General features: G+C 69.3%; 19 protein-coding genes. 5 read left to right on the top strand and 14 right to left on the bottom strand.

The genetic code is table 11. The annotated features are described in order from the left end of the window. Positions 1 to 180: 180 nt before the first annotated feature. A complete protein-coding gene (locus tag OH802_RS03710) occupies positions 181 to 1,170 on the bottom strand; it encodes an aldo/keto reductase (protein ID WP_406025224.1) in 990 nt (329 codons plus the stop codon). A gap of 102 nt (positions 1,171 to 1,272) precedes the next feature. Here OH802_RS03710 and OH802_RS03715 point away from each other — a divergent pair, with 102 nt between their 5' ends. Further along, positions 1,273 to 2,127, top strand: coding sequence for a helix-turn-helix transcriptional regulator (locus OH802_RS03715; RefSeq protein ID WP_406025226.1), 855 nt, complete (start codon positions 1,273 to 1,275; stop codon positions 2,125 to 2,127). Here OH802_RS03715 and OH802_RS03720 read toward each other — a convergent pair. Continuing rightward, positions 2,099 to 3,298, bottom strand: coding sequence for a glycosyltransferase (locus tag OH802_RS03720; RefSeq protein ID WP_406025228.1), 1,200 nt, complete (start codon positions 3,296 to 3,298; stop codon positions 2,099 to 2,101). The genes OH802_RS03715 and OH802_RS03720 overlap by 29 nt on opposite strands. After that, entirely contained in the window at positions 3,295 to 5,181 is a 1,887-nt protein-coding gene (locus OH802_RS03725; RefSeq protein WP_406025230.1) for an ArnT family glycosyltransferase, read from the bottom strand. Before OH802_RS03725 ends, OH802_RS03720 begins: the two co-directional genes overlap by 4 nt. 529 nt (positions 5,182 to 5,710) lie before the next feature. Here OH802_RS03725 and OH802_RS03730 point away from each other — a divergent pair. The 4 genes from OH802_RS03730 (at position 5,711) to OH802_RS03745 (ending at position 11,136) form a co-directional block, all read left to right on the top strand. After that, positions 5,711 to 6,985: a DUF222 domain-containing protein gene (locus tag OH802_RS03730; protein ID WP_406025232.1), complete on the top strand. Its 1,275-nt coding sequence runs from the start codon at positions 5,711 to 5,713 to the stop codon at positions 6,983 to 6,985. Between the two features lie 842 nt (positions 6,986 to 7,827). After that, positions 7,828 to 9,177 (top strand): FAD-dependent oxidoreductase, encoded by a 1,350-nt coding sequence (locus OH802_RS03735; RefSeq protein ID WP_406025234.1) that lies wholly within the window; start codon positions 7,828 to 7,830, stop codon positions 9,175 to 9,177. A gap of 123 nt (positions 9,178 to 9,300) precedes the next feature. Further along, entirely contained in the window at positions 9,301 to 10,062 is a 762-nt protein-coding gene (locus OH802_RS03740; RefSeq protein ID WP_406025236.1) for a Clp protease N-terminal domain-containing protein, read from the top strand. Between the two features lie 84 nt (positions 10,063 to 10,146). Next, positions 10,147 to 11,136, top strand: coding sequence for a hypothetical protein (locus tag OH802_RS03745; RefSeq protein ID WP_406025238.1), 990 nt, complete (start codon positions 10,147 to 10,149; stop codon positions 11,134 to 11,136). 55 nt (positions 11,137 to 11,191) lie between these two features. Here the strand turns inward: OH802_RS03745 and OH802_RS03750 are convergent, their stop codons facing one another. The 11 genes from OH802_RS03750 to OH802_RS03800 all read right to left on the bottom strand — a co-directional run bounded on the left by OH802_RS03750 (position 11,192) and on the right by OH802_RS03800 (position 22,948). Beyond that, on the bottom strand, positions 11,192 to 12,085 hold the full coding sequence (locus OH802_RS03750) for a dioxygenase (RefSeq protein WP_406025240.1): 894 nt from the start codon (positions 12,083 to 12,085) through the stop codon (positions 11,192 to 11,194). Beyond that, the gene (locus tag OH802_RS03755; protein WP_406025242.1) at positions 12,085 to 13,137 is read right to left on the bottom strand and encodes a maleylacetate reductase; all 1,053 of its coding nucleotides are present in this window, start codon (positions 13,135 to 13,137) and stop codon (positions 12,085 to 12,087) included. The genes OH802_RS03750 and OH802_RS03755 overlap by 1 nt, the downstream gene beginning before the upstream one ends. A gap of 29 nt (positions 13,138 to 13,166) precedes the next feature. Further along, positions 13,167 to 14,957, bottom strand: coding sequence for an FAD-dependent oxidoreductase (locus tag OH802_RS03760; protein ID WP_406025244.1), 1,791 nt, complete (start codon positions 14,955 to 14,957; stop codon positions 13,167 to 13,169). Between the two features lie 118 nt (positions 14,958 to 15,075). Then, positions 15,076 to 15,927 (bottom strand): alpha/beta fold hydrolase, encoded by an 852-nt coding sequence (locus OH802_RS03765; protein WP_406025246.1) that lies wholly within the window; start codon positions 15,925 to 15,927, stop codon positions 15,076 to 15,078. Between the two features lie 43 nt (positions 15,928 to 15,970). Then, on the bottom strand, positions 15,971 to 16,873 hold the full coding sequence (locus tag OH802_RS03770) for a hypothetical protein (RefSeq protein ID WP_406025248.1): 903 nt from the start codon (positions 16,871 to 16,873) through the stop codon (positions 15,971 to 15,973). A gap of 311 nt (positions 16,874 to 17,184) precedes the next feature. After that, a complete protein-coding gene (locus OH802_RS03775; protein WP_406025250.1) occupies positions 17,185 to 18,213 on the bottom strand; it encodes a branched-chain amino acid ABC transporter permease in 1,029 nt (342 codons plus the stop codon). Further along, the gene (locus tag OH802_RS03780) at positions 18,210 to 19,076 is read right to left on the bottom strand and encodes a branched-chain amino acid ABC transporter permease (protein ID WP_406025252.1); all 867 of its coding nucleotides are present in this window, start codon (positions 19,074 to 19,076) and stop codon (positions 18,210 to 18,212) included. The genes OH802_RS03775 and OH802_RS03780 overlap by 4 nt, the downstream gene beginning before the upstream one ends. Then, entirely contained in the window at positions 19,076 to 19,795 is a 720-nt protein-coding gene (locus OH802_RS03785; protein ID WP_406025254.1) for an ABC transporter ATP-binding protein, read from the bottom strand. The genes OH802_RS03780 and OH802_RS03785 overlap by 1 nt, the downstream gene beginning before the upstream one ends. Then, positions 19,792 to 20,529 carry an ABC transporter ATP-binding protein gene (locus tag OH802_RS03790; RefSeq protein WP_406025256.1) on the bottom strand — a complete coding sequence of 246 codons (738 nt, stop codon included), beginning with the start codon at positions 20,527 to 20,529 and terminating at the stop codon, positions 19,792 to 19,794. Before OH802_RS03790 ends, OH802_RS03785 begins: the two co-directional genes overlap by 4 nt. After that, on the bottom strand, positions 20,526 to 21,818 hold the full coding sequence (locus tag OH802_RS03795) for an ABC transporter substrate-binding protein (RefSeq protein ID WP_406025258.1): 1,293 nt from the start codon (positions 21,816 to 21,818) through the stop codon (positions 20,526 to 20,528). The genes OH802_RS03790 and OH802_RS03795 overlap by 4 nt, the downstream gene beginning before the upstream one ends. A gap of 155 nt (positions 21,819 to 21,973) precedes the next feature. Then, positions 21,974 to 22,948 (bottom strand): AraC family transcriptional regulator, encoded by a 975-nt coding sequence (locus OH802_RS03800; protein ID WP_406025260.1) that lies wholly within the window; start codon positions 22,946 to 22,948, stop codon positions 21,974 to 21,976. Positions 22,949 to 23,063: the final 115 nt, after the last annotated feature.

The following is a 23,063-nucleotide window of genomic DNA, read 5'->3' on the forward strand; positions in this document are numbered from 1 at the left end:
TTCAGTCTCCAGCATGGTGGGATCCCGGTCAGCCGATCAGCGCGTGACCGATTAATGACCGGCGGGGGTCCGGAACCCCACCGTGCTGGTTACTGGCCGGTAACGGTAGGGCAGATCAGCAGGTGGACACCAGGGTTGTCCGGTTGTATCGGTCCAATACCTGTGGTCTTCCTCACGTCCTCACAGCTCGCTGTCGAGCTGCGCCATGAACTGGGTCGGGTAGCGGTCACCGCGGGCTGCGCCGACGGGCACGGCGGCGTCGATGCGAGCGAGGTCGGCGTCGTCGAGGGTGACCTCGCTCGCACCTGCCATCGACTCGACCTGGCTGACCCGGCGCGAGCCGATGACGGGGACGATGTGCTCGCCGCGGGCGGCAACCCAGGCGATCGCGAGCTGGGCCAGGGTGACGCCCTTGGCCGCAGCGATCTCCTCCAGGGTGGCGAGCAGCGAGCGGTTGTGGTCGAGGTTGTCGCCCTGGAAGCGCGGCATATGGGCGAGCGAGCCGCCGAGGGCGCCGCTACCGCCGATCAGGCCGCGGCCGAGGACGCTGTACGCGGTGATGCCGATGCCCAGCTCGCTGCAGGTGTCGAGGATGCCGTTGGTCTCGATCCCCCTGCTGAGCAGGGAGTACTCGATCTGCAGGTCGCTGATCGGGGCCACCGCGGCGGCCCGCCGGATCGTGTCGGCGCTGACCTCGCTGAGCCCGACGTGGCGTACGTATCCCGCCTCGACCAGCTCCTGGACCGCGCCCACGGTCTCCTCGATCGGCACCTGCGGGTCGAGACGTGCGGGGCGGTAGATGTCGACGTGGTCGGTGCCGAGCCGCTGGAGGGAGTAGGTCAGGGAGGACTTGACCGCCTCGGGCCGGCTATCGAAGCCGGCCGGCATCCCGACCGGGGTGAGCAGTGCGCCGAACTTCACCGAGAGCACCACGTCGTCGCGATCACGCTCGCGCAGCGCCCCGGCGATCAGCATCTCGTTGTGGCCGGCGCCGTAGAAGTCGCCGGTGTCGATCAGGGTGCCGCCGGCGTCGAGGTAGGCGTGGATGACGCGTACGCCCTCCTCGTCCTCGACCGCGCCGTAGACGCCGGAGAGGCTCATCCCGCCCAAGGCGGGGGAGGTGACCGTGGGACCGTTCTTGCCGAGCTGCCGGCTGATGAATGTCGTCATGACGTCCAGCCTGCGACGGTCGGAGACGCTCCGGCAGGCACGGCACATCCAGGGACGAGCCGTCCCTGGATAACCGGACGCCACCGACGGAGGATGAGGAACGTGACCGACCGCCGTGAGCTCGCCGACTTCCTCCGCCGTCGCCGGGAGCTGCTCCGGCCCTCCGACGTCGGCCTCCCGGACGGGTTGCGGCGGCGTACGCCTGGACTTCGGCGGGAGGAGGTCGCCTCGCTCGCCGGGGTCTCGACCGACCACTACACGCGGCTGGAGCAGGCGCGCGGGTCGGCGCCGTCGGAGTCGGTGCTCTCCGCGATCGCGCGGGCGCTGCAGTGCGATCTCGACGAGCGCGACCACCTCTTCTACCTCGCCGGGATGACGCCGCCGCCGCGGCGGGCGGGCAATTACGTACGTCCCGGCCTGATCGCCCTCGCCCGGCGGCTGACCGACATCCCCGTCGTGATCTGCACCGACACCGGCGAGATCGCCTGGCTCAACCCGCTCGCCACCACGCTGCTGCCGCCGCTGCCCGAGGGGCCCGGCCGGGGCCGCAACATGATGTGGCGCTGGTTCATCGAGCCCGACCGCCGGCCGGCGCCGCGCGAGGACTGGGACCGGATGTCGGCGAGCCATGTGATGGACCTGCGGGCGACGTACGCCCGGCGGGCCGGCGACTCAGACATCACCTCGCTGGTGCACGACCTCCTCGCCGCGAGCGAGGAGTTTCGCGGGCTGTGGGAGCGGCACCAGGTCGGCGTGCGGCGTGCGGATCTGAAGACGTTCATCCATCCGGAGGTCGGCCCGGTCGCCGTACGTTGCGAGGTCCTGCTCACCGAGGAGGCCGACGTGAAGCTGCTCGCCTACTTCCCGGCCGAGGGCACCGATGCCGCGGAGAAGCTCGAGCTGCTCCGCGTCATCGGCACCCAGCGGCTCACGAGCGCGGACTCATCACCCACCTGAGGGCGATGAAGCGGATCAGCGTGGCCGCGGCGTTGGCGGCCACGAGCACGACGATCTCGATGGCTCGCGCGGGTGTCGGCGCGGCCAGGTGGAGGAGCGCGAGCGATCCCGAGGTCAGGGTCAGCCCGACGCCGAAGGCGGCCAGCCCGGCGACGTGATGCTTCACCGCGCCCTGCCGCGCGGTGATCCCAAAGGTCAGCCGGCGGTTGGCCGCGGTGTTGGCGACCGCGGTCACCAGGAGCGCGATCAGGTTCGCCGCCTGCGCTCCGACGGCGGTGCGGAGGAGGACGTAGAGGAACAGGTACGCCAGTGTGCTCATCACCCCGATGGCCCCGAAGCGGATCACCTGAGCCGCCAGGCTCGGGCTGCGCACGGGCCCGGGATGACGTACGCCACTCAGGTCGATCCGGCCGCTGACCAGCCCGAACAGCAGACGGCGGATCCCAACGAGATCCTCCTTGATCGTCTTGATGATGTCGACGCGCGAGTCGGGGTCGTCGACCCAGTCGACCGGCACCTCGTGCACGCGCAGGCCAGCCTCGGAGGCGAGGACGAGCAGCTCGGTGTCGAAGAACCAGCTGTCGTCCTCGATCAGCGGAAGCAGCTTCTCGGCGACGTCGCGACGGAGCGCCTTGAAGCCGCACTGGGCGTCGGTGAACTCCGCGGAGAGGATCCCGCGCAGCAGCAGGTTGTAGCCCTTGGACAGGAAGTCCCGCTTCGGGCCACGCTCGATCCGGCTGCCGCGGGCCAGCCGGGACCCGATCGCGACGTCGGAGTGGCCGGAGAGCAGCGGGGCGAGCAGGGGCGGCAGGGCCCGCAGGTCGGTGGAGAGGTCGACGTCCATGTAGCCGACCACCTCCGCTCGTGACGTGGACCAGGCCGCTTTGAGTGCCCTGCCCCGGCCCTTCTCCTCGAGGTGGATCGCGCGGACCCGGGTGATCTCGGTCGCGAGCCGCTCCGCGATCTCCCAGGTGCCGTCGGTGCTGGCGTTGTCGGCGATCGTGATCGTCGTGGAGTAGGGCAGGGTGCGCAGGTAGCCGTCGAGGTGGCGTACGGACTCCTCTAGGCCCTTCTCCTCGTTGTGGACCGGGATCACCAAGTCGATCGCGGTCAGCAGCCGCTTCTCGTCGACTGCCCACAGGCCGTTGGAGAGAGTCGTGGCCGCGGTCATGCGGCCCCCTCGGTCAGGTCGTAGACCGTTGAGCTGCCGATCGTGGTCTGGGTGAAGTTCTCCTCCACCCAGGCGCTGATCTGGGAGGCGCTGGAGGTCTCGTCGCTGCTGCCTCCTGCGCCTCGCATGCCGCCCATCCCGCCGCCGGCGATGAAGTAGTGGATCTCGTCGTTGGCGACGTACTCCTGGAACTGCTCGAGCGTGATGCTGTTCGAGGTGCCGTTGAAGCCACCGATCGCCATCACGGCCTCGCCGGACTCGAGCTGAAGGCCGGCCGCGGTCTGGGAACCGATCGTCGCGGCCACCCAGGTGAAGTTGCCGGCGTTGGTGCTCACCGCCTCGGCGAGCTCCTCGTCGACCGCGCCGCCGCCCATCATTCCGCCGCCGCGCATCCCGCCGGGATTGCCGCCGGGCATTTGCGGCATCTGGCCGGTCGGTGGGGTGCCGTTCTGGGTCTGACCGCCGGGGCCACCGCCTGCACCAGCCGGGCGACCACCGCCCATCCCGCCCATGCCGCCGCCCTCGTACGGACCGGCCGTCACGATCGAGCCGGTGTGAGCGGTGCCGATCGTCTGGATCGCGTACGCCGCGGGCCCGAGGCCCACGGTCACGGCTGCCGCCGCGAGGACCGCCGCGGCTGCCCGGCGGGTGAGCCTGTCCGCGAAGACGAACGCGGCAGCGACCCCGAGACCGATGATCAGGACGGGCCAGCGCAGTGCGTCGTACGGCTGCTCGCCCGACTGCCCGAGGAGCACCCAGCCCCACACGGAGCTGCCGGCCATCGCGACCGCCAGGGTGATCCGGGCGAAGAGGTCGTCGCGGTCGCGCCACATGATCACAGCGCCGACGACCGCGGTGATCGCGATCCACGGGGCCAGCGCGACCACGTAGTAGTCGTGGTAGATGCCCTCCATGAAGGAGAACACCAGGCCGGTGACGAGCATCGTTGCGCCACTGAGCATCAGCGCGGCACGGGTCAGGTCGGTACGCGGCGACCTGCGCAGCGCGACGAGCCCGGTGACGAGGAGGAGCAGAGCCGCCGGGAGCAGCCAGGAGACCATCCCGCCGGAGACGCCCTGGAAGAGCCGCAGGATCCCGGCCGCGCTGGAGAAGCCCGCGTTGCCGAGGCCGCCGTAGTCGCCGCCGTTGAGCCGGCCGACGCCGTTGTAGCCCAGCGTCAGTTCGAGGAGCGAGTTGCCGGTCGAGCCGTCGATGTAGGGGCGCCAGGACTCGGGGATGAGCTCGACGATCGCGATGTACCAGCCGGCGCTCGCGACCATGGCGACGAAGCAGGCGATGCCGTGGGTCATCCTCCTGCCGAACGAGCCCTTGCCCGCGATCAGGTAGACGACCGCGATCGCCGGGATGATCAGGAACGCCTGCAGCATCTTGGTCAGGAAGCCGAAGCCGAGCAGCACCCCGGCCAGCACCATCCACCTGCCCTTGCCCGTCTCGATCGCCTTGAGCGTCGAGAACCCGGCACCGACCAGCAGCAGGAGCAGCAGCGCGTCCGGGTTGTTGAACCGGAACATCAGCGCCGCCGCCGGGGTCAGCGCGGTCAACGCCCCCGCCGCGATCGCCGCCTGCCACGGCGCGACCTTCTTCACCATGGCGAAGACGAGCCCGACGGTGCCGACGCCCATCAGCGCCTGCGGCACCAGGATGCTCCACGAGGACAGCCCGAAGAGGCGTACGGACAGGCCCATCACCCACAGCGACGCCGGCGGCTTGTCGACCGTGATCGAGCTGCTCGCGTCGAGCGCCCCGAAGAACCACGCCTTCCAGCTCTCGCCGCCGGCTTGTGCGGCGGCGGAGTAGTACTGATTGGCGTATCCGGACTCCGACAGCGTCCACAGGTACGCGGCTGCTGTCAGGGTCAGCAAGATGGTGAGCGCCGCTCGCTCGGGGGTTGGGCGCCAGCTTCTTGTCTTCGTCGGCGATGTTGCCGTTGGTGGGTCGAGGAGTTGGGTCATGGCGACCACGCTTGGGGGTGGGGCTGTGGTGGTCGTTTTTTGTGGCTGTGAGGGGCCTATGGGCTGCTGTTTCTTCTTGGTTGGTGTGGGCCGCCGACCCGTTCTTGGAGGGTCTTCTCGATCCGATCCGGCGTCAAGGACGCCCTTCGGGCGCCGGCTTCGCCGGCCGCTTCGCGGTCCTGGACTCCGGACCAGATCGAGAAAAGATTTGGCTGGCTATCGGGGCGGCGGCCCGGGTGTGGCGCAGCGGATTCTTGTTTGGGACAGGTCAGGTTTCTGGGGCGTGAGGGTGGCCCTTCGGGCCACTTACCATCCACAGATGCTAGGTCGTTCGCTCACCGCGAAAACGATGGTTGACCTGGGAAAATAGATGGCCATGAAAGGGCTGGGGGCGTAGAATCAGACCCATCACAGCACACCTCTGAAGGAGTGGATGGCGATGAGTCTCGGCCGCTCGATCGACCACTGGGGCACCAACCCCGGCGATGCGATCGACGCTGCCTTGAAGGCCATCGAGACCGCCCTCCAAGAGCTCCTCTCCACGGACCCTGCCTACTGGCGCACCGGACAGAAGAAAGACCTGCTGGAACGACTGGAGAAGCTCCAGGCCCAACAGGCCGCGTTGAAACTCCGGGTGCTCGCATCTGCCGGCGACATCGCCGAAGAGACCGGCGCCAAGGATGCGTCGGGGTGGATGCGGGCCGAGTTGCTGGTCGACAAGGCCGTGGCCCGCTCCCAGATCAAGCTCGCGGCCAGTGTCGCCAAGTACGACCTCGTCGCCACCGGTCTCGCCGAGGGTGTCGTCTCCCAGGACAAGGCCCGGGTGATCACCCGGGCGCTCGACAAGATCGAGACCAACCCCGTCGCGAGCAGCGAGGACCTGGTGTTGGCCGAGAAGCTGCTGGTCGACTACGCCACCCGGCTGACCGCCAACGAACTACGCATCGTCGGGAAACGCATCCTGGCCGAGATCGACCCGGCCCGGTTCGAAGACGCCGAAGCCAAAGCACTCCTCGCCGAGGAAGAACGCGCCCACCAGAAGACCGCCCTACGGGTGTGGGACAACCACGACGGCACCATCGGCTTCGAGGGTGTGTTGCCGGTCTCGATGGGGATGCGGTTCAAGCGGCTGGTCGAGGCCTACGCCCAACCCCGCAAACAACAACTCGTCGCCAAGGGCGCCCCGTTGCCTCCCTGGGAGCGGCTGATGGGCCAAGGCTTCGCCCGGCTCCTGGAGACCGTCGACCCGGCCGCCCTGCCCCGCCACGGCGGCGACGCGACCACCATCAACGTGGTGATCAGCCTCGAGGAGCTCCGCAAGGACCTCGGCATCGCCACCCTGGGCTACGACGAGACCAACGGGACCACGATCACCGCGGCCGAGGCCCGGAGGATGGCGTGCAACGCGACGATCATCCCCTGGGTCCTCGGCGGCGACAGTGAGGTCCTCGATGCCGGTCGGGGCAGCAGGTTCTTCCAACCGATCCAGCGCAAGGCGATGCGGTTGCAGCAGAAGTGCTGCCAGGCCGAGGGGTGTGACATGCCACCGGAATGGTGCGACGCCCACCACCTCGAACCCTGGGCTGCCGGTGGGAAGACGGACCTGAAGGACGGGGCGCTGTTGTGTCCGCATCATCACCGTCTGGCGCACAACCCTGCCTACGTCCATGAGCGACTACCCGACGGCACCATCCGGTTCACCCGCCGCCCCTAACCGCCGGGTGAGGAATCCACTCCACCAGGACCCGCCAGACCTGACGATTCCAATCGTCGATCGTTCTCAGCTCTCGCTGAAGCCGTCCGTCCCGGTGCCCCACGAGCGTTCCGGCCGATCCCTCGACTCCACACTGGCCGTTTTCCCCTTGGCGGGGACATTCCCCACGGCAGTGAATGTTCCCCACGCTCCAGAGGATGGGGAACCTCCGCGCCCGTGGGGAACTCTCCGGGTCAGTGGGGAACTGATGACGCTGCCGGCACCGATCCCGACCCGGCCAAAGCGACGGCTCCCTTGTGAACGGTTCACAAGGTGTCGTCCACTGTCATAGGCGCCCACGGGGCACCGGGCGGTCCGTGCACGGCCAGCCCACGGCCCCAAGCCCGCACCCAACCTGAATCCGCTGCGCCACACCCTCGCCGCCGACCCGATACAGGCCAAATCTTTCTCGATCGGGTGTCGAGTCAAGGATGGCCGAAGGCCACCGCGAAGCGGCGGGCGAAGCCCGTCCTTGACGCGGCGCCCGATCGAGAAACAATCGAACCAAGGGTCGGCGGCGAAACACTGAAACGCAGCCACGGTCACCTCCGGCGTGGCGAACCGGTACCAAACCAGGACTCAACAGAGCTCGACCACCGAAACCAGCACCCAAAGAACCACGACCCGACGCGCCGTACGTGTCCGAGATCACGTTCCCAGACATACCCAAAACAAGAACACGTTCTAGGATTGAGCGTGAAACCCACGCAGGACCTCGTAACCACCTGGTGGAACGGATTCGGAGGGTTACACGACCCCCTTTAGGCTTGCCTTAGTACATCCACGGAAGGTTGAACTCCCTTATGCGTGACATCCGCGTTGCGATCGTCGGTGCCGGCCCGGCCGGCATCTACGCTGCCGACATCCTCACGAAGGAGCACCCTGGTGCGCGCGTCGACGTCATCGAGCGTCTGCCTGCTCCCTATGGCCTGGTTCGCTACGGTGTGGCTCCTGACCACCCGCGAATCAAGGAGATCATCAAGGCGCTCAAGCGCGTCCTGAACCAGGACAGCATCCGCTTCATCGGCAACGTCGACTTCGGCACCGACCTCAAGCTCGACGACCTGCACCGGTTCTACGACGCCGTCATCTTCGCCACCGGCGCGATGGCCGACCGCGAGCTCGACATCCCGGGGATCGACCTGCCGCAGTCCTACGGCGCGGCCGACTTCGTCAGCTGGTACGCCGGGCACCCCGACGTCTCTCGCGAGTGGCCCCTCGACGCCGAGGAGGTCGCCGTTCTCGGCGCCGGTAACGTCGCGCTCGACGTCGCCCGCATGCTGGCCAAGCCTGCCGACGAGCAGCTGGTCACCGAGATCTCCGACAACGTCTACCAGGGCCTGAAGAAGAACCCGGCCAAGACGGTCCACGTCTACGCCCGCCGCGGCCCGGCGCACATCAAGTTCAGCCCGATGGAGCTGCGCGAGCTCTCCCACTCCCCCTCGGTCGACGTCGTCGTCGAGGAGGAGGGTTTCGAGATCGACGAGGCCGGCGAGAAGGCGATCCAGAGCCACAAGGCGACCAAGCTGGTGGCCGACATCCTCCTGAAGTACATGGAGGCGCCCGCCGGCGACAAGCCCCACAAGATCGTCATCCACATGATGCAGAACCCCGTCGAGATCCTCGGCGAGGACGGTCAGGTGGTCGCGCTGCGCAGCGAGAAGACCGAATACAACGGCGACGGCACCGTCACCGGCACCGGCGAGTTCACCGACACCCCAGTCCAGGCCGTCTACCGCGCCGTCGGCTACCTCTCCGAGGCCCTCCCCGACGTGCCCTTCGACAGCGAGAACGGCGTCATCCCCAACGCCGGCGGCCGGGTCCTCGACCTCGACGGCGAGCACCTCGGCGGTACGTACGTCACCGGGTGGGTCAAGCGCGGACCGGTCGGCCTCATCGGCCACACCAAGTCCGACGCCAAGGAGACCATCGACAACCTCCTCCAGGACCTCGACAAGCTCAAGCCCGCCGAGCACGGCTCGCCGGCGGCGGTCCTCGAGCACCTCTCCGGCAAGGGCGTCGAGTTCACGACCATCGAAGGTTGGGAGAAGCTCGACAACCACGAGCGGTCCCTCGGCGAGGCCCAGGGCCGCGAGCGGATCAAGGTCGTCCCCCGCGACGAGATGATCCAGATCTCCAACCACTGCCACTGACACACCTACGAAGCGGGTCGGTCATCCACACGGATGACCGACCCGCTTCCTGTTGTGCCACGACCCCGAATCACGCGTCAACCAGAGGTTGACGCAATGTCATCGTCAACCTAGAGTTGACGCATGACGACTCCCCGCGATGCAGACCCTGCCCTCAAGGCCGTGCGCCTCGACACCCTGATCGACTCGATCAAGAAGGCTCGGACCGAGCCCCTGGACCAGCTGGCCGATGCGATGGTGGTCGGCGAGCACCTGGGCGAGGTGGCCGACCATCTGATCGGGCACTTCGTGGACCAGGCCCGTCGCTCCGGCGCTTCCTGGACCGAGATCGGGACCCGGATGGGGGTGACGAAGCAGGCGGCCCAGAAGAAGTACGTCCCCAAGGCCGGCGAGACGGCGCTCGACCCGAACGCCGGGTTCGCGAAGTTCACCCCGCGTGCTCGCACCGTCGTCGTCGCCGCCCAGGGGGAGGCTCGGAAGGCCGCGAACGCGGAGACCGGCGTACCTCACCTCGTGCTCGGTCTCCTCGCCGAGCCGGAGGGCGTCGCGGGCCACGCGATCAGGGCCCAGGACGTCACCCTCGACGCCGTGCGCGCCGCAGCGACCGCCGCCACTCCGGAGCCCTACGGCGAGGTCGGCGAGATGATCCCGTTCACCGCCGACGCCAAGAAGGTGCTCGAGCTGACCTTCCGCGAGGCCCTGCGGCTCGAGCACTCCTACGTCGGCACCGAGCACATCCTGCTCGCCCTGCTGGAGTACGAGGACGGCGCCGGGATCCTCCACGAGGCCGGGATCGAGAAGGCGCCTACCGAGCAGACCATCGCCTCGATCCTGGAATCGCTGCAGGTCGACTTCGCCGCGGCCGACAGCGCCGCCCAGGAATAGCCCGGGCCAGGAGGGGCTACCTGATCTGAGGGACCGCCGGTACGTGCGAGCAGCGCGTACCGGCGGTCCCGATACGTTCCGAAGATGTCCCGCTGCTTCGCCCGACTCGTCCTCGGCATCGTCCTGGCCGTCGCGGTCCTCAACGTTCCCGCCGCTGTGACGGCACCGTCGGCGGAGGCGGCCTGTCGCCCGGCACTCAAGTCGCTGACCCTCGCCAGGAGCACGGTGACCGGAGGCACGTCGACCACCGCCACGATCAGGCTCACCTGCCGTACCCCCAGGCGCGCCAAGGTGCAGCTGTGGGCCAGCACCGGCATCCGGGTCCCGGCGTACGTCTATGTCGCCGGCGGCCGGAGCACGCGCGCCGTCACCGTCCGGACCTCACCCACGACCGTCCGCAGCAGCGGCAGGGTCAAGGCGGTCTACCGGCAGGTGGTACGCCGCGCGACACTCGTCCGCACGGTGACCCCGTGCTACCCGACGCCGGTGCCCACCGCGGTGGCGTTGCCGACTTACGTCCACGCCGGCCAGAAGGCCTCCGGGACGGTCACGCTCGACTGCGTCGCCAAGACATCCCTGGCGGTGAGCCTGACGTCGAGCTCGTCCTGGGTCACGGTCCCGGGCACGCTCACGGTCCAGGCCGGGCGGCGTACGGCGTCGTTCACGGCGGTCACGAAGGCGCCGAACACAGGGTCCCTTCCCGCGTTCAACGTGACGATCAGGGCGACCCGGAACCAGAAGAGCGCGGCACGGACGATGCAGGTCCGACCGGAGATCCGGGCCTTCCGGGCCGGCGACCGGTTCACCGTCAACGAGCCGGTCCTGACGCCCGAGGGGACCGATGGCTGGGTGCGGGGAACGCTCCGGATCACGCTGGACCATCCGGCGCCGCCGGGCGGGCTCGACGTCAACGGCTTGTTCATTCCCGAGGGCGGGACCTGGACCGAGGCCAGGATCGACCACAACCCGTATCCGCCCGACTCCCGCGTGACCGACCACATCAGGATCACCGACTCGACCGGCAATGTCCTGCTCAACGAGGAGTTCACCTACACCGTCCATCCGGCACCCTGAGGGTCCCTGGCGTGCCGGGGCAACACCCCTGCGCCCGCAGCACGCCAGGGACGTTTCAGGCGCCGGCGGGCGCGAGGACGATGTCGAACCGCACCTTCGACCAGGTGCCGTCGACGTCCCGACCGTCCGGGGTCGGCGTCCCGGCGGCCTGCCGCTCGAACCTCTTGATCAACGACTCCTTGACCCCGAAGACGGTGTCCTTCCAGCCGATCGGATCCCCCTCGGGAAAGATGTGGGTGACCAGCGTGCGGCAGCCCTCATGGGTGACCATGAAGTGCAGGTGCGAGGCGCGCAGCGGCGAGCGCCCGACCGCGGCCAGCATCTTGCCGACGGGGCCGTCGTCCGGGATCGGGTACGGCGTGGGCGTCAGCCCCCAGAACCGGTAGCCGCCCTCGGTGTCGGTGAACAGGTGCGCCCGAGCAGCCCGCGCGCCGGCGTCGCGCTGGACGTCGTAGAGCCCGTCCTCGTCCGCCTCCCAGACCTCGATCCTGGCTCCGACCAGCGGTTTTCCGTCTGTCCCAGTGACCGTGCCCGTGACCCAGCACGGCTCTCCCGGGGCACCGAAGGCCATGTCTCCGCCCAGCTCGATCGCCGGGGAGTCCTCTACGAAGAACGGCCCGAAGACCGTGGCCTCGGTCGCGTCGGCGTACGCCTGGTTGTTGATGTTGATGGTCTGCATCGAGGCGCCGAGGGTGTCGGAGAGGAGGATGAACTCCTGGCGCACGTCGTCGGTGATGTGGCCGGCCTTGGTCAGGAACTCGATGGCCGCGGCCCACTCGTCCTCGGTGAGGCGTACGTCGCGGATGAAGGCGTGCAGGTGACGCGTCAGCGAGACCATGACCTCCTTCAGGCGCGGGTCGTCGCAGGCGTCGAAGGACGCGACGACGGTGTCGACAAGGGTCTGCTCGACCGCCTGCTGCTCCGGCGATACGCCAGCTACGTCGCTCATCAGCTCTCCTCTCCCGCCCACGCCGCGGTCAGCAGCGCGGTCAGGTTCTCCTCGGTGACCGGGGTCGGGTTGTTGTCGGGGATGGCGGCCATGATCGGCGCGACCGCCTTGGCGATGCCGTCCTCGGGCATGCCGTAGTCCTTGAGCGCCTTCGGCGCCGAGAGCGTCGTACGCAGGGCGCCGAGCCCCGCCACGGCGCTCGGCGCCCCGAAGGCCGCCGCGATCCGCGCCTCCGCCTCGGGGGCGGACGGCGCGTTGAAGGCGAGCACGTGCGGGAGCACGACGGCGTGGGTCTGGGCGTGCGGCAGGTTGAACATGCCGCCGAGCACGTGGCAGATCTTGTGGTGCATCCCGGATCCGGCGGATGTGAACGAGACCGCCGCCAGGTAGGCGCCGTAGAGGGTCTGCTCGATCCCCTCGATGCTCTCTGAGTTCGCGGCGACCAGCGGCAGTCCGGTTGCGAGCCCGCGGATCCCCTCGGCGGCGTTGACCCGGTCGATGGGATCCACCCGCGGACCCCACATCGCGTCGACGCAGTGCGCGAGCGCGTTCAGGCCGCTGGCGACGGTCATCTCGCCGGGCAGCGTCGTCAGCAACGAGGCGTCGTAGACGACCGACCGCGGCAGGACGCGGGCGTCGATGCCGGTGGTCTTGGTCTCGCCCGAGGTCAGGCCCCAGACGTTGGTCGCCTCGGACCCTGCGTACGTCGTCGGGACCGCCACGATCGGCAGCCCCGTGGTGAGCGCGACTGCCTTGGCCAGGCCGGTGGTCGAGCCACCGCCGATGCACACCAGCGCATCGACGGCGGACTCGGCCGCCCGCTCACGAGCCCGCTCGGCGACCTCGACCGGCACGTGCATCACGACCTCGTCGTGGTGCAGCGCGACCGGTACGTCGGCCGTCACCCGGGCGGCGAGCTCGGCCTCGCGCGCGCCGGCGATGACCATCACCCGCCGCGCGCCCAGCTCGTCGATCTCTGCTGCCACCGCAGCGGGCGCCTCGCCGGTGGCGAAGCGGACCCGCTGCGGCAGCGACTCATGCGTGAACTTCATCGAATCCCCCCCCCGCTCGACCGGAACGATCAGGCCTTGCCCAGCAGCGTCGCGACCGCCTCGCCCAGCGCGGCGCCGGGGTCGTCGGGAAGCGACATGGAGCGCCAGGCGATGTGCTTGTCGGGACGTACCAGGAGGGCACCCGACTCCTCGACCTCGCGGAGCTTGGCCCAGTCGAAGTAGAGGTCGGTGACCGGCCGGCCCGGGCCGATGACGACGGTCTGGAGCGGGATCCCGAACTTCGTCCGGGCAGCCTCCGCCGCGTCCTCCCACGCCTCGCCGGCGACGCCGGTGATCAGCGTCCACTTCGTGTAGGGGGCGAGGTCGAGCATCGCGTGCTTCTCGACGTTGTCCCCGACCCAGGCGTGCGGCAGGTGAGCACCCGGAGAGGTCGACATCCGGTGGTAGAGGTCCTCGTCGTCGGTCGGCGCCGGCCGGGTGCCGTCGGAGACGATCGCGTTGGACTCGTAGAACTGGCCGAGCTCGACGCCGTGGGCGTTGAACTCGTAGTTCTTGCGCTCCATCGCGGTGACCAGCGCGGCGCGCTTGGCGGCACCCTCGGGAGTGTTGGCCTTGCGCTCCTCGATGGCCTTGGCCATCTCCTCGCCCTCGAGGCCGACCACGCCGAGCGCCTCGAAGAGCTCACCGAACTCACGCGCGGACTGGTTGGCGCGGGTGACGATCCGCTTGGCGACCGGGGCGCGCTCGGCGGAGTAGGACTCCAGCAGCGAGGTCTCCGCATAGCCCTGGAGCACCGCGGCGAGCTTCCAGGCCAGGTTGTAGGAGTCCTGGATCGAGGTGTTCGAGCCGAGACCGTTCGACGGCGGGTGCCGGTGGATGGCGTCGCCGGCGCAGAAGACGCGGCCCTTCTGGGCGTGGGTCGCGTACATCTCGTTCACGCCCCACAGCGAGTAGCCGGTCACGTCCGGCTCCAGGTCGGGCATCCCGAGCAGGTCGCGGATGACCTTGACCGCGTACTCCTCGGTCAGCTCCGGCGGCGGCTGGTTGATGTCGTAGCCCCACACGATCAGCCACTCGTCCCAGGGGCGGACCATGCGGACCAGGCCGGTGCCGATGCCGCCGACGTTCGAGCCCGGCTGGATGACCCAGTAGAGGACCGACGGGCGGTGGTCGACGAGCTCGGCGAGGTCGGCCTTGAAGGTGATGTTCATCGACCCGGCGATGTCCATCGCACCCTCGAGCGGCAGGTCGATGTCGGCGCCGACCTGGGTGCGGGCGCCGTCGGCGCCGATGAGGAACTTCGACCGGATCTTGTACTCGTGGCCGGTCAGCCGGTCGCGGGCGATCGTGGTGACGCCCTCGTCGTCCTGGGTGTGGCTGAGGTATTCGGTGGAGAACCGGGTCTGGCTGCCGCGCTCGGTCGCGTTGCGGACCAGGATCGGTTCGAGGTACGTCTGCGGGATGTCGACCGTCAGGCACGGCGAGGCGAGCTGGTAGTCGGCCTCGCGGTCGGGGCGGGTGCCCCAGGTGCGGATGCGGCCGATCTCCTCGCCGGCGATGCTCGTGCAGAAGACGGTGTCACCGACGAGCTCGTGCGGCGTCGCGTCGGCCAGCACCTGCTCCTCGATGCCCAGGTCGCGGAAGATCTCCATCGCGCGCTGGTTGGTGATGTGCGCCCGCGGGGTGTTCGCGGTCCAGCGGTACTTCGTGATCATGATGTTGTCGACACCGAGCTCGCTCAGGAAGAGCGCGGCGGACGCGCCGGCCGGGCCGGATCCCACGACAAGGACGTCGGTGGTCACGACATCCTCGGTCTCGGGGACCTCGGTCTCTTTCTGGCCGTCGTCGAAGACTGGCATGTTCCTCACCTTTCCGAGGCCGCGGCGGGGTGTGGGATCGCAGCCTCAGGGCGAGTCTTGCGGCCCGCTCGGGCCGCATCAAAGGTGGGGTCGCTGGTTGGCGGAAATGCGTACGCGACTAGTGCGCGAGCCACTCCTGGACAGCGGCGATCGTCGAGTCCGGCTTGCGGGCCCACTTGAAGTGGTCGATGCCGGGCTCGTCCAGGTGAACCCGCGCGACGTCGAGGCCGGGCATCCGGCGCTGGATCTCGTCGACCGTCGCGCTCGGGGCCAGCCAGTCGCCCTCGATGGAGACGATCAGCGCGGGCTTTTCGAGTGCGCGCATGGCCGCGGTGACGTCGCGGGCCGGGCTGCCGAAGCGGAGCCGGCCGGTGCGGGCGTACCTGGCCCATTCCTTCATCAGGGTGCGGGCCTCGCGCCCGGCGAACTTGAGCTGCTTGCCGGGGAAGTGGCCGACGACGCGGCCGACGAGGCCCATCGCCTGGCTTGCGACCAGGAAACCCGGGCCGTAGTTGCGCCAGTAGGGCGTCTGCGAGGCGACGTAGACCAGGCCGGCGACCCGGTCGGGGTGCAGCGCGGCGTAGGCGCTGGCGGCTTGGCCGCCGAGGCTGTGCCCGAGGACGTACGCCGCACCGGCCGAGGCCGGGATCAGCTCGCCGAGGCGATCGACGGCGGCGGCGATGTCGTCGACAAGGTCGGCGTAGCCGAAGTCGTAGGACCAGCCGGCGACGCGCCCGCCGAGCTCCTCGTGGCCACGCTGCTCCATCCGGCCGACGTTGATCCCCGCCTCCGCGAAGGCCACGATCAGCTTGTCGTAGTAGCCGGCCGGCATGCCCATCGCGGGCACGACCAGCACGGTCGGCGCCTCGGGATCCGCCGCACGGACCACCGTCAGCGTGAAGCTGGTGCCCTCGGCACGCTCGATTCCGTACGCCTCGGGAGTGGTCGTGGGGGTGGAAGTCTCGGTCACCCGACCAATGTTACTTGTGAGTAGCAACGTCCGGTAGTCGGGCTCAGGCCGCCCACCGATGGCTCAGCAGACGGCGGCGGTCATCATTCGAGAGTGCTCGTCGCTCGACCACCGTCACGGATGGGGTCCACCACGCAGGCGGATCCAGTGTCCAGCGCCTCGGCCCCGCCACTGCTCGTGCCCGCTTCCGCGCGGCCAGGGTGCGGGCCTTGAATCCGGACGGATCGCGCAGGTCGGCGGAGACCATGGTGACGTACTCCAGACCGACACCGCGCAGATCTCCCTCACGCCTGATGTCCTTGGCACGCTGTTTGCCCTCGAGGTGCAAGGAGCCGTCGTACTCGCCGACGACACCGGCTTCCAGGTCGAGCACGTCAGGCGTGCCGACATGTCGGCCGGCGAGGTCGAACACCGGGTGGTTGCACACGACATCTCGGATGCCGAGCTCCTCCCATGCGAGCCGGAGATCGACTTCAGGCGGCGACCATGCATTCTCATCGAGGAAGGGGAGCGCATCCCGGACTCTCGCGATTCCGGTCCAGCCGCGGTGCGCATCCGCCCATTCGGAGACCTCGGCAATGGAGACCAGGTCATGGAGCGCGACCATGTCGTGGGCCCGCACGGCCGCGCGCCGATCGCGGGCATAGCGCATCTCGAAGGTCACCGACCGCACCGGGATCGTGACCCTCACGCCGTCGACCACCTGGACGTCGGAGCGGAGGAGTCGCTCGCCGCATACGGCGAGGCCTGGACGTGACACCAGCGAGTGAGCAGTGGCCGCCACCGTCACCGGTCTCGGACGACCGGAGAGGTCGTAGCCGTCGAACCATTTGCATCGCATCCACGCCAACGCTGCCCACCCGGTCACCGCCGCATGCGCGGGGAGCAGCACAGCTGCCTCGAGCACTCGCTGCATCGGCACTTCGGCATCGACGTCGGCCGGCACGTAGAAACCGTGGCTGCTCCGCCGCCACCCACGCCCCCGTGCCTGACGCGGGGTCGGGCCGATCTCCCCACTCGGGTCGAGGTGCACCGGCCGCACCACAGAAGGCCGCGCAGCGGAGTATTCCGGCGGTCGGAAGTGAGGAGATCGGGCAGCCACAACGACAGCATCGGCCAGACGTACGAATCCCGCACCCGGGGATCCACAACAATCCCCCACCTGTGCACAACCCTGTGGATAACTCTGGAGAGCGGTGGATGGTCGGGGATCAATCGGTCGGTTACTCGCAAGTAGAGCGACCGTTTGATCCCCGACTATCGGCTGCGGACCGTGTGGCCGACCGGGAAGACCTCGTAGCGGCCCCGCGCCGCCAGCCCCCACAAGCCGCGCGGAGCCAGCAGAACCACCGCGATCGCGACTGCGCCGAGCGCGACGAGGTACCAGGTGCCGTAGGAGTCCAGCAGTTGCTGGAGCGCGAAGAAGATCACCGCGCCCAGGATCGGGCCCTCGATCGTCCCCAGCCCGCCGATGACCACGATGAAGATCATGAAGGCGGTGTACTGGACCGAGAACATCGAGTCGGGCGAGACCCGCAGCCCGTTGACCGCGATCAGCGCTCCCGCCAGGCCGGCGCCACCGGAGGCGGCGACGTAGACGAGACGCTGCGAGCGCCGCACCGCGACCCCGAGCGAGGCCGCCGCCACCGAGTCGTCACGGATCGCGGTCAGGCCGAGCCCGACGCGCGAGCGCATCAGGACGTACGTCGCGAGCACGACGAGCACGGCCAGCACGAGCGCCAGGTAGTAGACGGTCGCGATCCGGGTCACCCGATCGACGCCCTGGAAGGCGGTGAGCGAGAGGCCGGAGCCGCCGCCGAAGCCCGGGAGCTCCTGGGTGACCAGCTTGAAGACCTCGGCCACCACCCAGGTGCCGATCGCGAAATAGCCTCCGACCAGCCGGAACAGCAGGAACGAGGTGGGGATGGCCAGGGCAGCGCAGACCACGCCGGCCGCCACGACGGCCACCGGTATCGGCAGCCCGACGACGTCGGCGAGCTTGATCACGCCGTAGCCGCCGGCACCGATGTAGGCCTGCTGCCCGATCGAGACGAGCCCGCCGTAGCCGGCCATCAGGTTCCAGGTCGTGCCGAGGATGATCAGCGCGAAGAGCGTGACCAGGTTGGTCACGTCGCCCGGGCTGAAGACGAACCACGGCGCCGCCGCCAGGAACACCACGATCGCGGCGAGGACGCCGACGCCTGCGAGCGAGGGCCAGCCGCCGCGTACGACCTTCAGGTCTTTGCTGGCGAGGTCTTGGCCGGCGAGGGTTGTCGTTGGGCTCATGCGACGACCGCCTTCGGGAGCAGGCCCTGGGGCCGGAACAGGAGTACGACCAGGAAGACCAGGTGACCGGCGAGGACGCCGTAGGCCGGGTCGATCTGGGCGCCGACGGTCTGCGCGACGCCGAGGACGAGGCCGCCGAGAAGCGTGCCCCACAGCGAGCCGAGGCCGCCGATGATGACCGCCTCGAAGGCGAAGATCAGGACCAGATCCCCGTACGTCGGGCTGAACTGCGTCGACATGCCGAGGAAGACACCGGCCAGGGCGACCGTGCCGATCGCGATCGCGGTGGCCAGGGCGTACATGTGCCTCTCGTCGATCCCCATGAGCGTGGCCGCCTCGGGGTCGTCCTTGGTCGCGCGCATCGCGCGGCCGATGCGGGTGTTGGAGAGGTAGAGCTGCAGGCCGACGATGACGCCGACCGCCACCACGAGCGTGATCAGCGAGAAGACGCCGAGTCGCAGGCCGCCGAGCTCGACGGAAGCGGTCGACAGGGTGCCGATCGAGATCTTGCGGGAGTCGGCGGTGAAGATCTCCTGGAGCAGGTTGGCGCCGATGACGGCCAGACCGAACGAGACCAGCAGCGGCGACAGCTCGCCGTGGCGCAGCGCCGGGTTGAAGAGACCGCGCTGGATCGCGTAGCCGACCGCGGCGAGCACCGGGATCACGATGACGATGGTGAGGAACGCCGGCATCCCGGTCTGCTGGACGAGCCAGTAGGCGAGGTAGGCCGAGGCGACGGCGAGGACACCGTGGGCGAGGTTGACGATGCGCATCACGCCGAAGATGAGGCTCAGACCGCAGGCGAGGAGTGCGTACTGCCCGCCGAGCAGGACTCCCTGGAGGACCGCGTTGATCCAGTCCATCAGCCGACCTCCTGCTCGTCGATCCCGAAGTACGCCGCCTGGACCTGCTCTCGCGTGACGTCGGCCGCCGCGCCCTCGAGGACGGTGCGGCCCTCGAGGAGGCACTGCACCCGGTCGGCGACGGTGAGTGCCTGGGTGAGGTCCTGCTCGACCACGAGCACGGTCGTCCCCTTCGCGGCGATCGTGGGGAGCGCCTTGTAGATGTCGGCGATCACGACCGGGGCGAGGCCGAGCGAGACCTCGTCGAGCAGGAGCAGCTTCGGGTTGGACATCAGCGCACGGCCGATGGCGGTGGCCTGCTGCTCGCCACCGGAGAGGTGGGCTCCGCGGCGCGTTCTCTTCTCCGCGAGCAGCGGGAACGCGTCGTAGACGGTCTGGAGGTTCCAGGGGCCGGGCCGGCGTCCGTGCGCGCCGACCTTGAGGTTCTCCTCGACGGTGAGCGAGGCGAAGATCCGGCGTCCCTCCGGCGTGAGCGCGATGCCCTCGCGAACCCGCCGATGGGCCGGGGTGTGGGAGACGTTGTGGCCGTTGAAGCGGATCTGACCGGCGGTCGGGCGGAGCAGGCCGGCGATCGTCTTCAGCAGCGTCGACTTGCCGGCACCGTTGGCGCCGATCACGGCCAGCGTCTCGCCCTCGGCGACCCGGACCGTGATGCCGTGCAGGGCGCGGAAGTCGCCGTAGGCGACGTCGATCGCGTCGACCTCGAGCAGGGTGGTCACGGGGTGTCGCCTTCCAGGTCGGGGGAGCCGAGATAGACGGCGGCGACCGCGTCCGAGGCCATCACCTCGCGCGGGTCGCCGGTGGCGACGACGTCGCCCTGGGCCAGGCACATCAACCGGTCCACGACCTGCAGCAACGCATGCACGATGTGCTCGATCCAGACGACGCCGGTGCCGCTGTCGCGGATCGCCGAGATGGTCTCGATCAGCGCGGGCAGCTCGTGCTCGGTGAGGCCGCCGGCGATCTCGTCGAGGAGCAGCAGCCGCGGTTGGGTGGCCAGCGCGCGGGCGAGCTCGAGCCGCTTGCGGTCGAGCAGCCGCAGCGAGCCGGCGGGGGTGTTGGCCAGGTGGGTCAGGTCGGCGGTCTCCAGCGCCTCCCAGGCCAGCGCGTCGGCCTCGCGACGGCGCGTGCCCGCACCGAAGGTCGACCCGACCAGCACGTTCTCGAAGACAGTGAGCCCCTCGAAGGGGCGGGGGACCTGGAACGTACGCCCGATCCCGAGGGCCGTACGGCGCGCCGCCGGCATCCGGGTGACGTCGGTGCCGTCGAAGCGGATGGTGCCCGCATCGACCGGGAGCGTGCCGGTCACCAGGTTGAGCAGCGTGGACTTGCCGGCGCCGTTGGGCCCGACGATGCCGAGCGCCTCGCCCGCGGCGACGTGGAAGGAGACGGAGCGGGCCGTGACGACCTGGCCAAAGGACTTGGCCAGGTCGTCAACGTGAAGCAAGGTCACTTGAGCGCCTCGGGCTCGCCCCCGAGAGGTACGTCGGGAGCCAGCGAGTTCTGTACGACGACCAGCTCGAACGGGTGCTCCCCGCCCTCGACCTGGCGCCACTGACCACCCGCGAGCGAGGTCTTGGCGACGTACGGCGGGACGTTCGCGTCCTTGCCCCAGGCGACGTCACCGACGACCGTGGAGACCTCGAGCCCCGCCAGCGCCTTGGTGATCGCGTCGGCATCGGTCGAGCCGGCCTCCGTCACCGCCGCCGTCGCGACCTCGAAGAGCGCGTGCGCGAAGCCCAGCGGCTGGGTCCACTGCTTGCCGGTCTTCTCCTCGTACGCGTCCGCCAGCTCCTGCGCCGACTGGCCGGTCAACGAGGACTTGTAGGGAGCGGTCGGGGTCCACCACACCTCGGTGGAGAGGTTGTGGGCGATCGGGCCCAGCGCCTCGACGCTGCTCGGGAAGAGGAGCGCCTTGCCGATGGTCGCGACCTTCGGGTTGTAGCCCTGCTGCTTCGCCTGCTGCCAGAACGTGGTGAAGTCCGGCGGGATCGGGACGCCGACCAGGACGTCGTGACCCTTGTAGGCACTGATCTGGGCGGAGAAGTCCTTCGTGCCGTTGGGGTAGTTGCCCGGGTTGTCGATCTTGACGCCCGACGCCTCGGTCAGCGCCGGGAAGTTGGCGCCCCAGGCCTCGCCGTCGGGGTCCTTCGGGAACAGGCCGCCGGCCTTCTTGTTGTTCGGGACCTTGCCCCAGATGTCGGCGTAGACCGTCGAGACGTCCTCGAGACCCCAGAAGAAGTGGTAGCTGTACTTCAGCTCGGCCGGCTTGTCGCCGCTGCGGATCGCGAACGGCTGCCACGGGGCGACCGTGGTGATGCACGGGATCGAGTTGGCCTCGCACTGCTCCGAGACCGGGTTGACGATGTCTGGCGTCGAGGAGGCGACGATGATGTCGGCGCCGTCCTTGTTGATCAGGTCGCCGGCCACCGCCCCGGCCTTCGTCGTGTCGCTCTGCGCGTCGCGCACCACGATCTCGACGTCGAGCTCCTTGTCGCCGGCCTTGACCGGGTGGTCCTTGAAGTAGGTCTCCAGCTCGTCGACGACGAAGCTGTTCGCCTCGCCGAACGGCGCCGAGGAGCCCGTCTCGGTCGAGACGAACCCGATGGTGAGCGTGTCCTCTCCGCCACCGCCTTCGTCGTCGATGCCGCCCGACCCGCAGGCCGTCAAGGTCAGCGCCATCGCTGCGACACCGGCGGCGGCCAAGCTCAGGCCGCGTCCGGTGGTGAGTCCGTTGCGCACGTACGTCTCCTTAGAGAGTGTGGGGTGTTCGAGAGTGTCGTCCGCCACCGCCCCTACAGGTGGGAAGCAGGGTCTGGTTGGCGGAAAATCGCATGGAAGACCTATCGGACTTTGGTGGACTTGTCACCCTTTCGCGCCGAGAAGTGAGCAGAGGCTCAGGCGCGGGCGGCGCGGCGTACGTCTCCGGCGGCGACGCCGAAGCGCTTGCGGAAGGCGTGGGAGAAGTACGAGGCGGAGGTGAAGCCGCACTTCTCGGCGACGTCGACGGTGCGGACGGCCGGGTCCGAGCCGGTGGCGAGCATCGCGTAGGCGAGCTCGAGGCGGCGGCCGAGGATGTGGCGGGGGACGCTGGTACCGGCGTCGGCGAAGAGCCGGGACAGGTGCCGCTCGGAGATGCCGGCGCCCGCAGCGACGGTGGTGGCGGAGAGGCCGGGGTCGGCGAGATGGTCCTCGATGAACGCCTTCGCCGCCGCCCGGTGGGCGGTGGCCAGCGAGACCTTCCCGGCGGTGGCGATCACCGAGATCAGGTCGAGCACGGCGCCTTCGTCGGCCGGGACCGGGTCGTGGGGCCGCAGGGCGCGGCCGACCATCTGCACGAGGGCTCGGCCGTGCGGGTCCTGGTCGCGGCCCGCGTCGAGGACGAGCGGCGACGGCATCGACGCCATCCCGGTACGCGCCGCGAAGGCGTCCACCGGAACCTTGACCGCGAGCTCCTCGAGCCCGTGCCCGAAGCCCCGCAGGAAGGGCGCGTCGACGTCGCACACGATCAGCTGACCGGGCCGGATGACCTTGCGGCGGCCGGCGTACTCCAGGATCGCGTCGCCGCGCAGGCTGGCGTAGACGGCGATCGACCGGGCGGGGATCTCCTTGACGAGGCTGGCCGGCCGCTCGACGACGTGGCGAGTGGCCCGGACCCGCGCCAGATGGATCTCGTCGAGCTGCAGGTTGACCTCCTGCGCGTCGAACCCGTGGCCGTCGATGGGTCGGCAGGAGAGCGCGACCAGGGCGCTGGCGTTGTGGCGTTCCCAGGCCTCGACCTGCGCGTCCTCGCTCAGCCGGCTGGTCTCGAAGACCTCCGGGCGGCGAACCCGCGCGAGGAGAGGGACTGGAACGTCTCCGGCTGGCGGCACGAGCCGACTCTACGGCGTACCGAGAGCCACGGCGATGACTTAGGGAAGACTAACCTTTCTGGAATGATTCAAGAAAAGGTGGCACAGTTGGTGTCACCACGAAAAGCCAACACTT

Source organism: Nocardioides sp. NBC_00850, assembly GCF_045207335.1.
In the GTDB taxonomy this organism is placed as follows: Bacteria; Actinomycetota; Actinomycetes; order Propionibacteriales; family Nocardioidaceae; genus Nocardioides.

Coding starts and splice junctions, on each gene's coding strand:
- OH802_RS03710 (WP_406025224.1), bottom strand. CDS start 1,170: ATGACGACATTCATCAGCCGGCAGCTCGGCAAGAACGGTCCCACGGTC.
- OH802_RS03720 (WP_406025228.1), bottom strand. CDS start 3,298: ATGACCGCGGCCACGACTCTCTCCAACGGCCTGTGGGCAGTCGACGAG.
- OH802_RS03730 (WP_406025232.1), top strand. CDS start 5,711: ATGAGTCTCGGCCGCTCGATCGACCACTGGGGCACCAACCCCGGCGAT.
- OH802_RS03735 (WP_406025234.1), top strand. CDS start 7,828: ATGCGTGACATCCGCGTTGCGATCGTCGGTGCCGGCCCGGCCGGCATC.
- OH802_RS03740 (WP_406025236.1), top strand. CDS start 9,301: ATGACGACTCCCCGCGATGCAGACCCTGCCCTCAAGGCCGTGCGCCTC.
- OH802_RS03745 (WP_406025238.1), top strand. CDS start 10,147: ATGTCCCGCTGCTTCGCCCGACTCGTCCTCGGCATCGTCCTGGCCGTC.
- OH802_RS03750 (WP_406025240.1), bottom strand. CDS start 12,085: ATGAGCGACGTAGCTGGCGTATCGCCGGAGCAGCAGGCGGTCGAGCAG.
- OH802_RS03755 (WP_406025242.1), bottom strand. CDS start 13,137: ATGAAGTTCACGCATGAGTCGCTGCCGCAGCGGGTCCGCTTCGCCACC.
- OH802_RS03760 (WP_406025244.1), bottom strand. CDS start 14,957: ATGCCAGTCTTCGACGACGGCCAGAAAGAGACCGAGGTCCCCGAGACC.
- OH802_RS03775 (WP_406025250.1), bottom strand. CDS start 18,213: ATGAGCCCAACGACAACCCTCGCCGGCCAAGACCTCGCCAGCAAAGAC.
- OH802_RS03780 (WP_406025252.1), bottom strand. CDS start 19,076: ATGGACTGGATCAACGCGGTCCTCCAGGGAGTCCTGCTCGGCGGGCAG.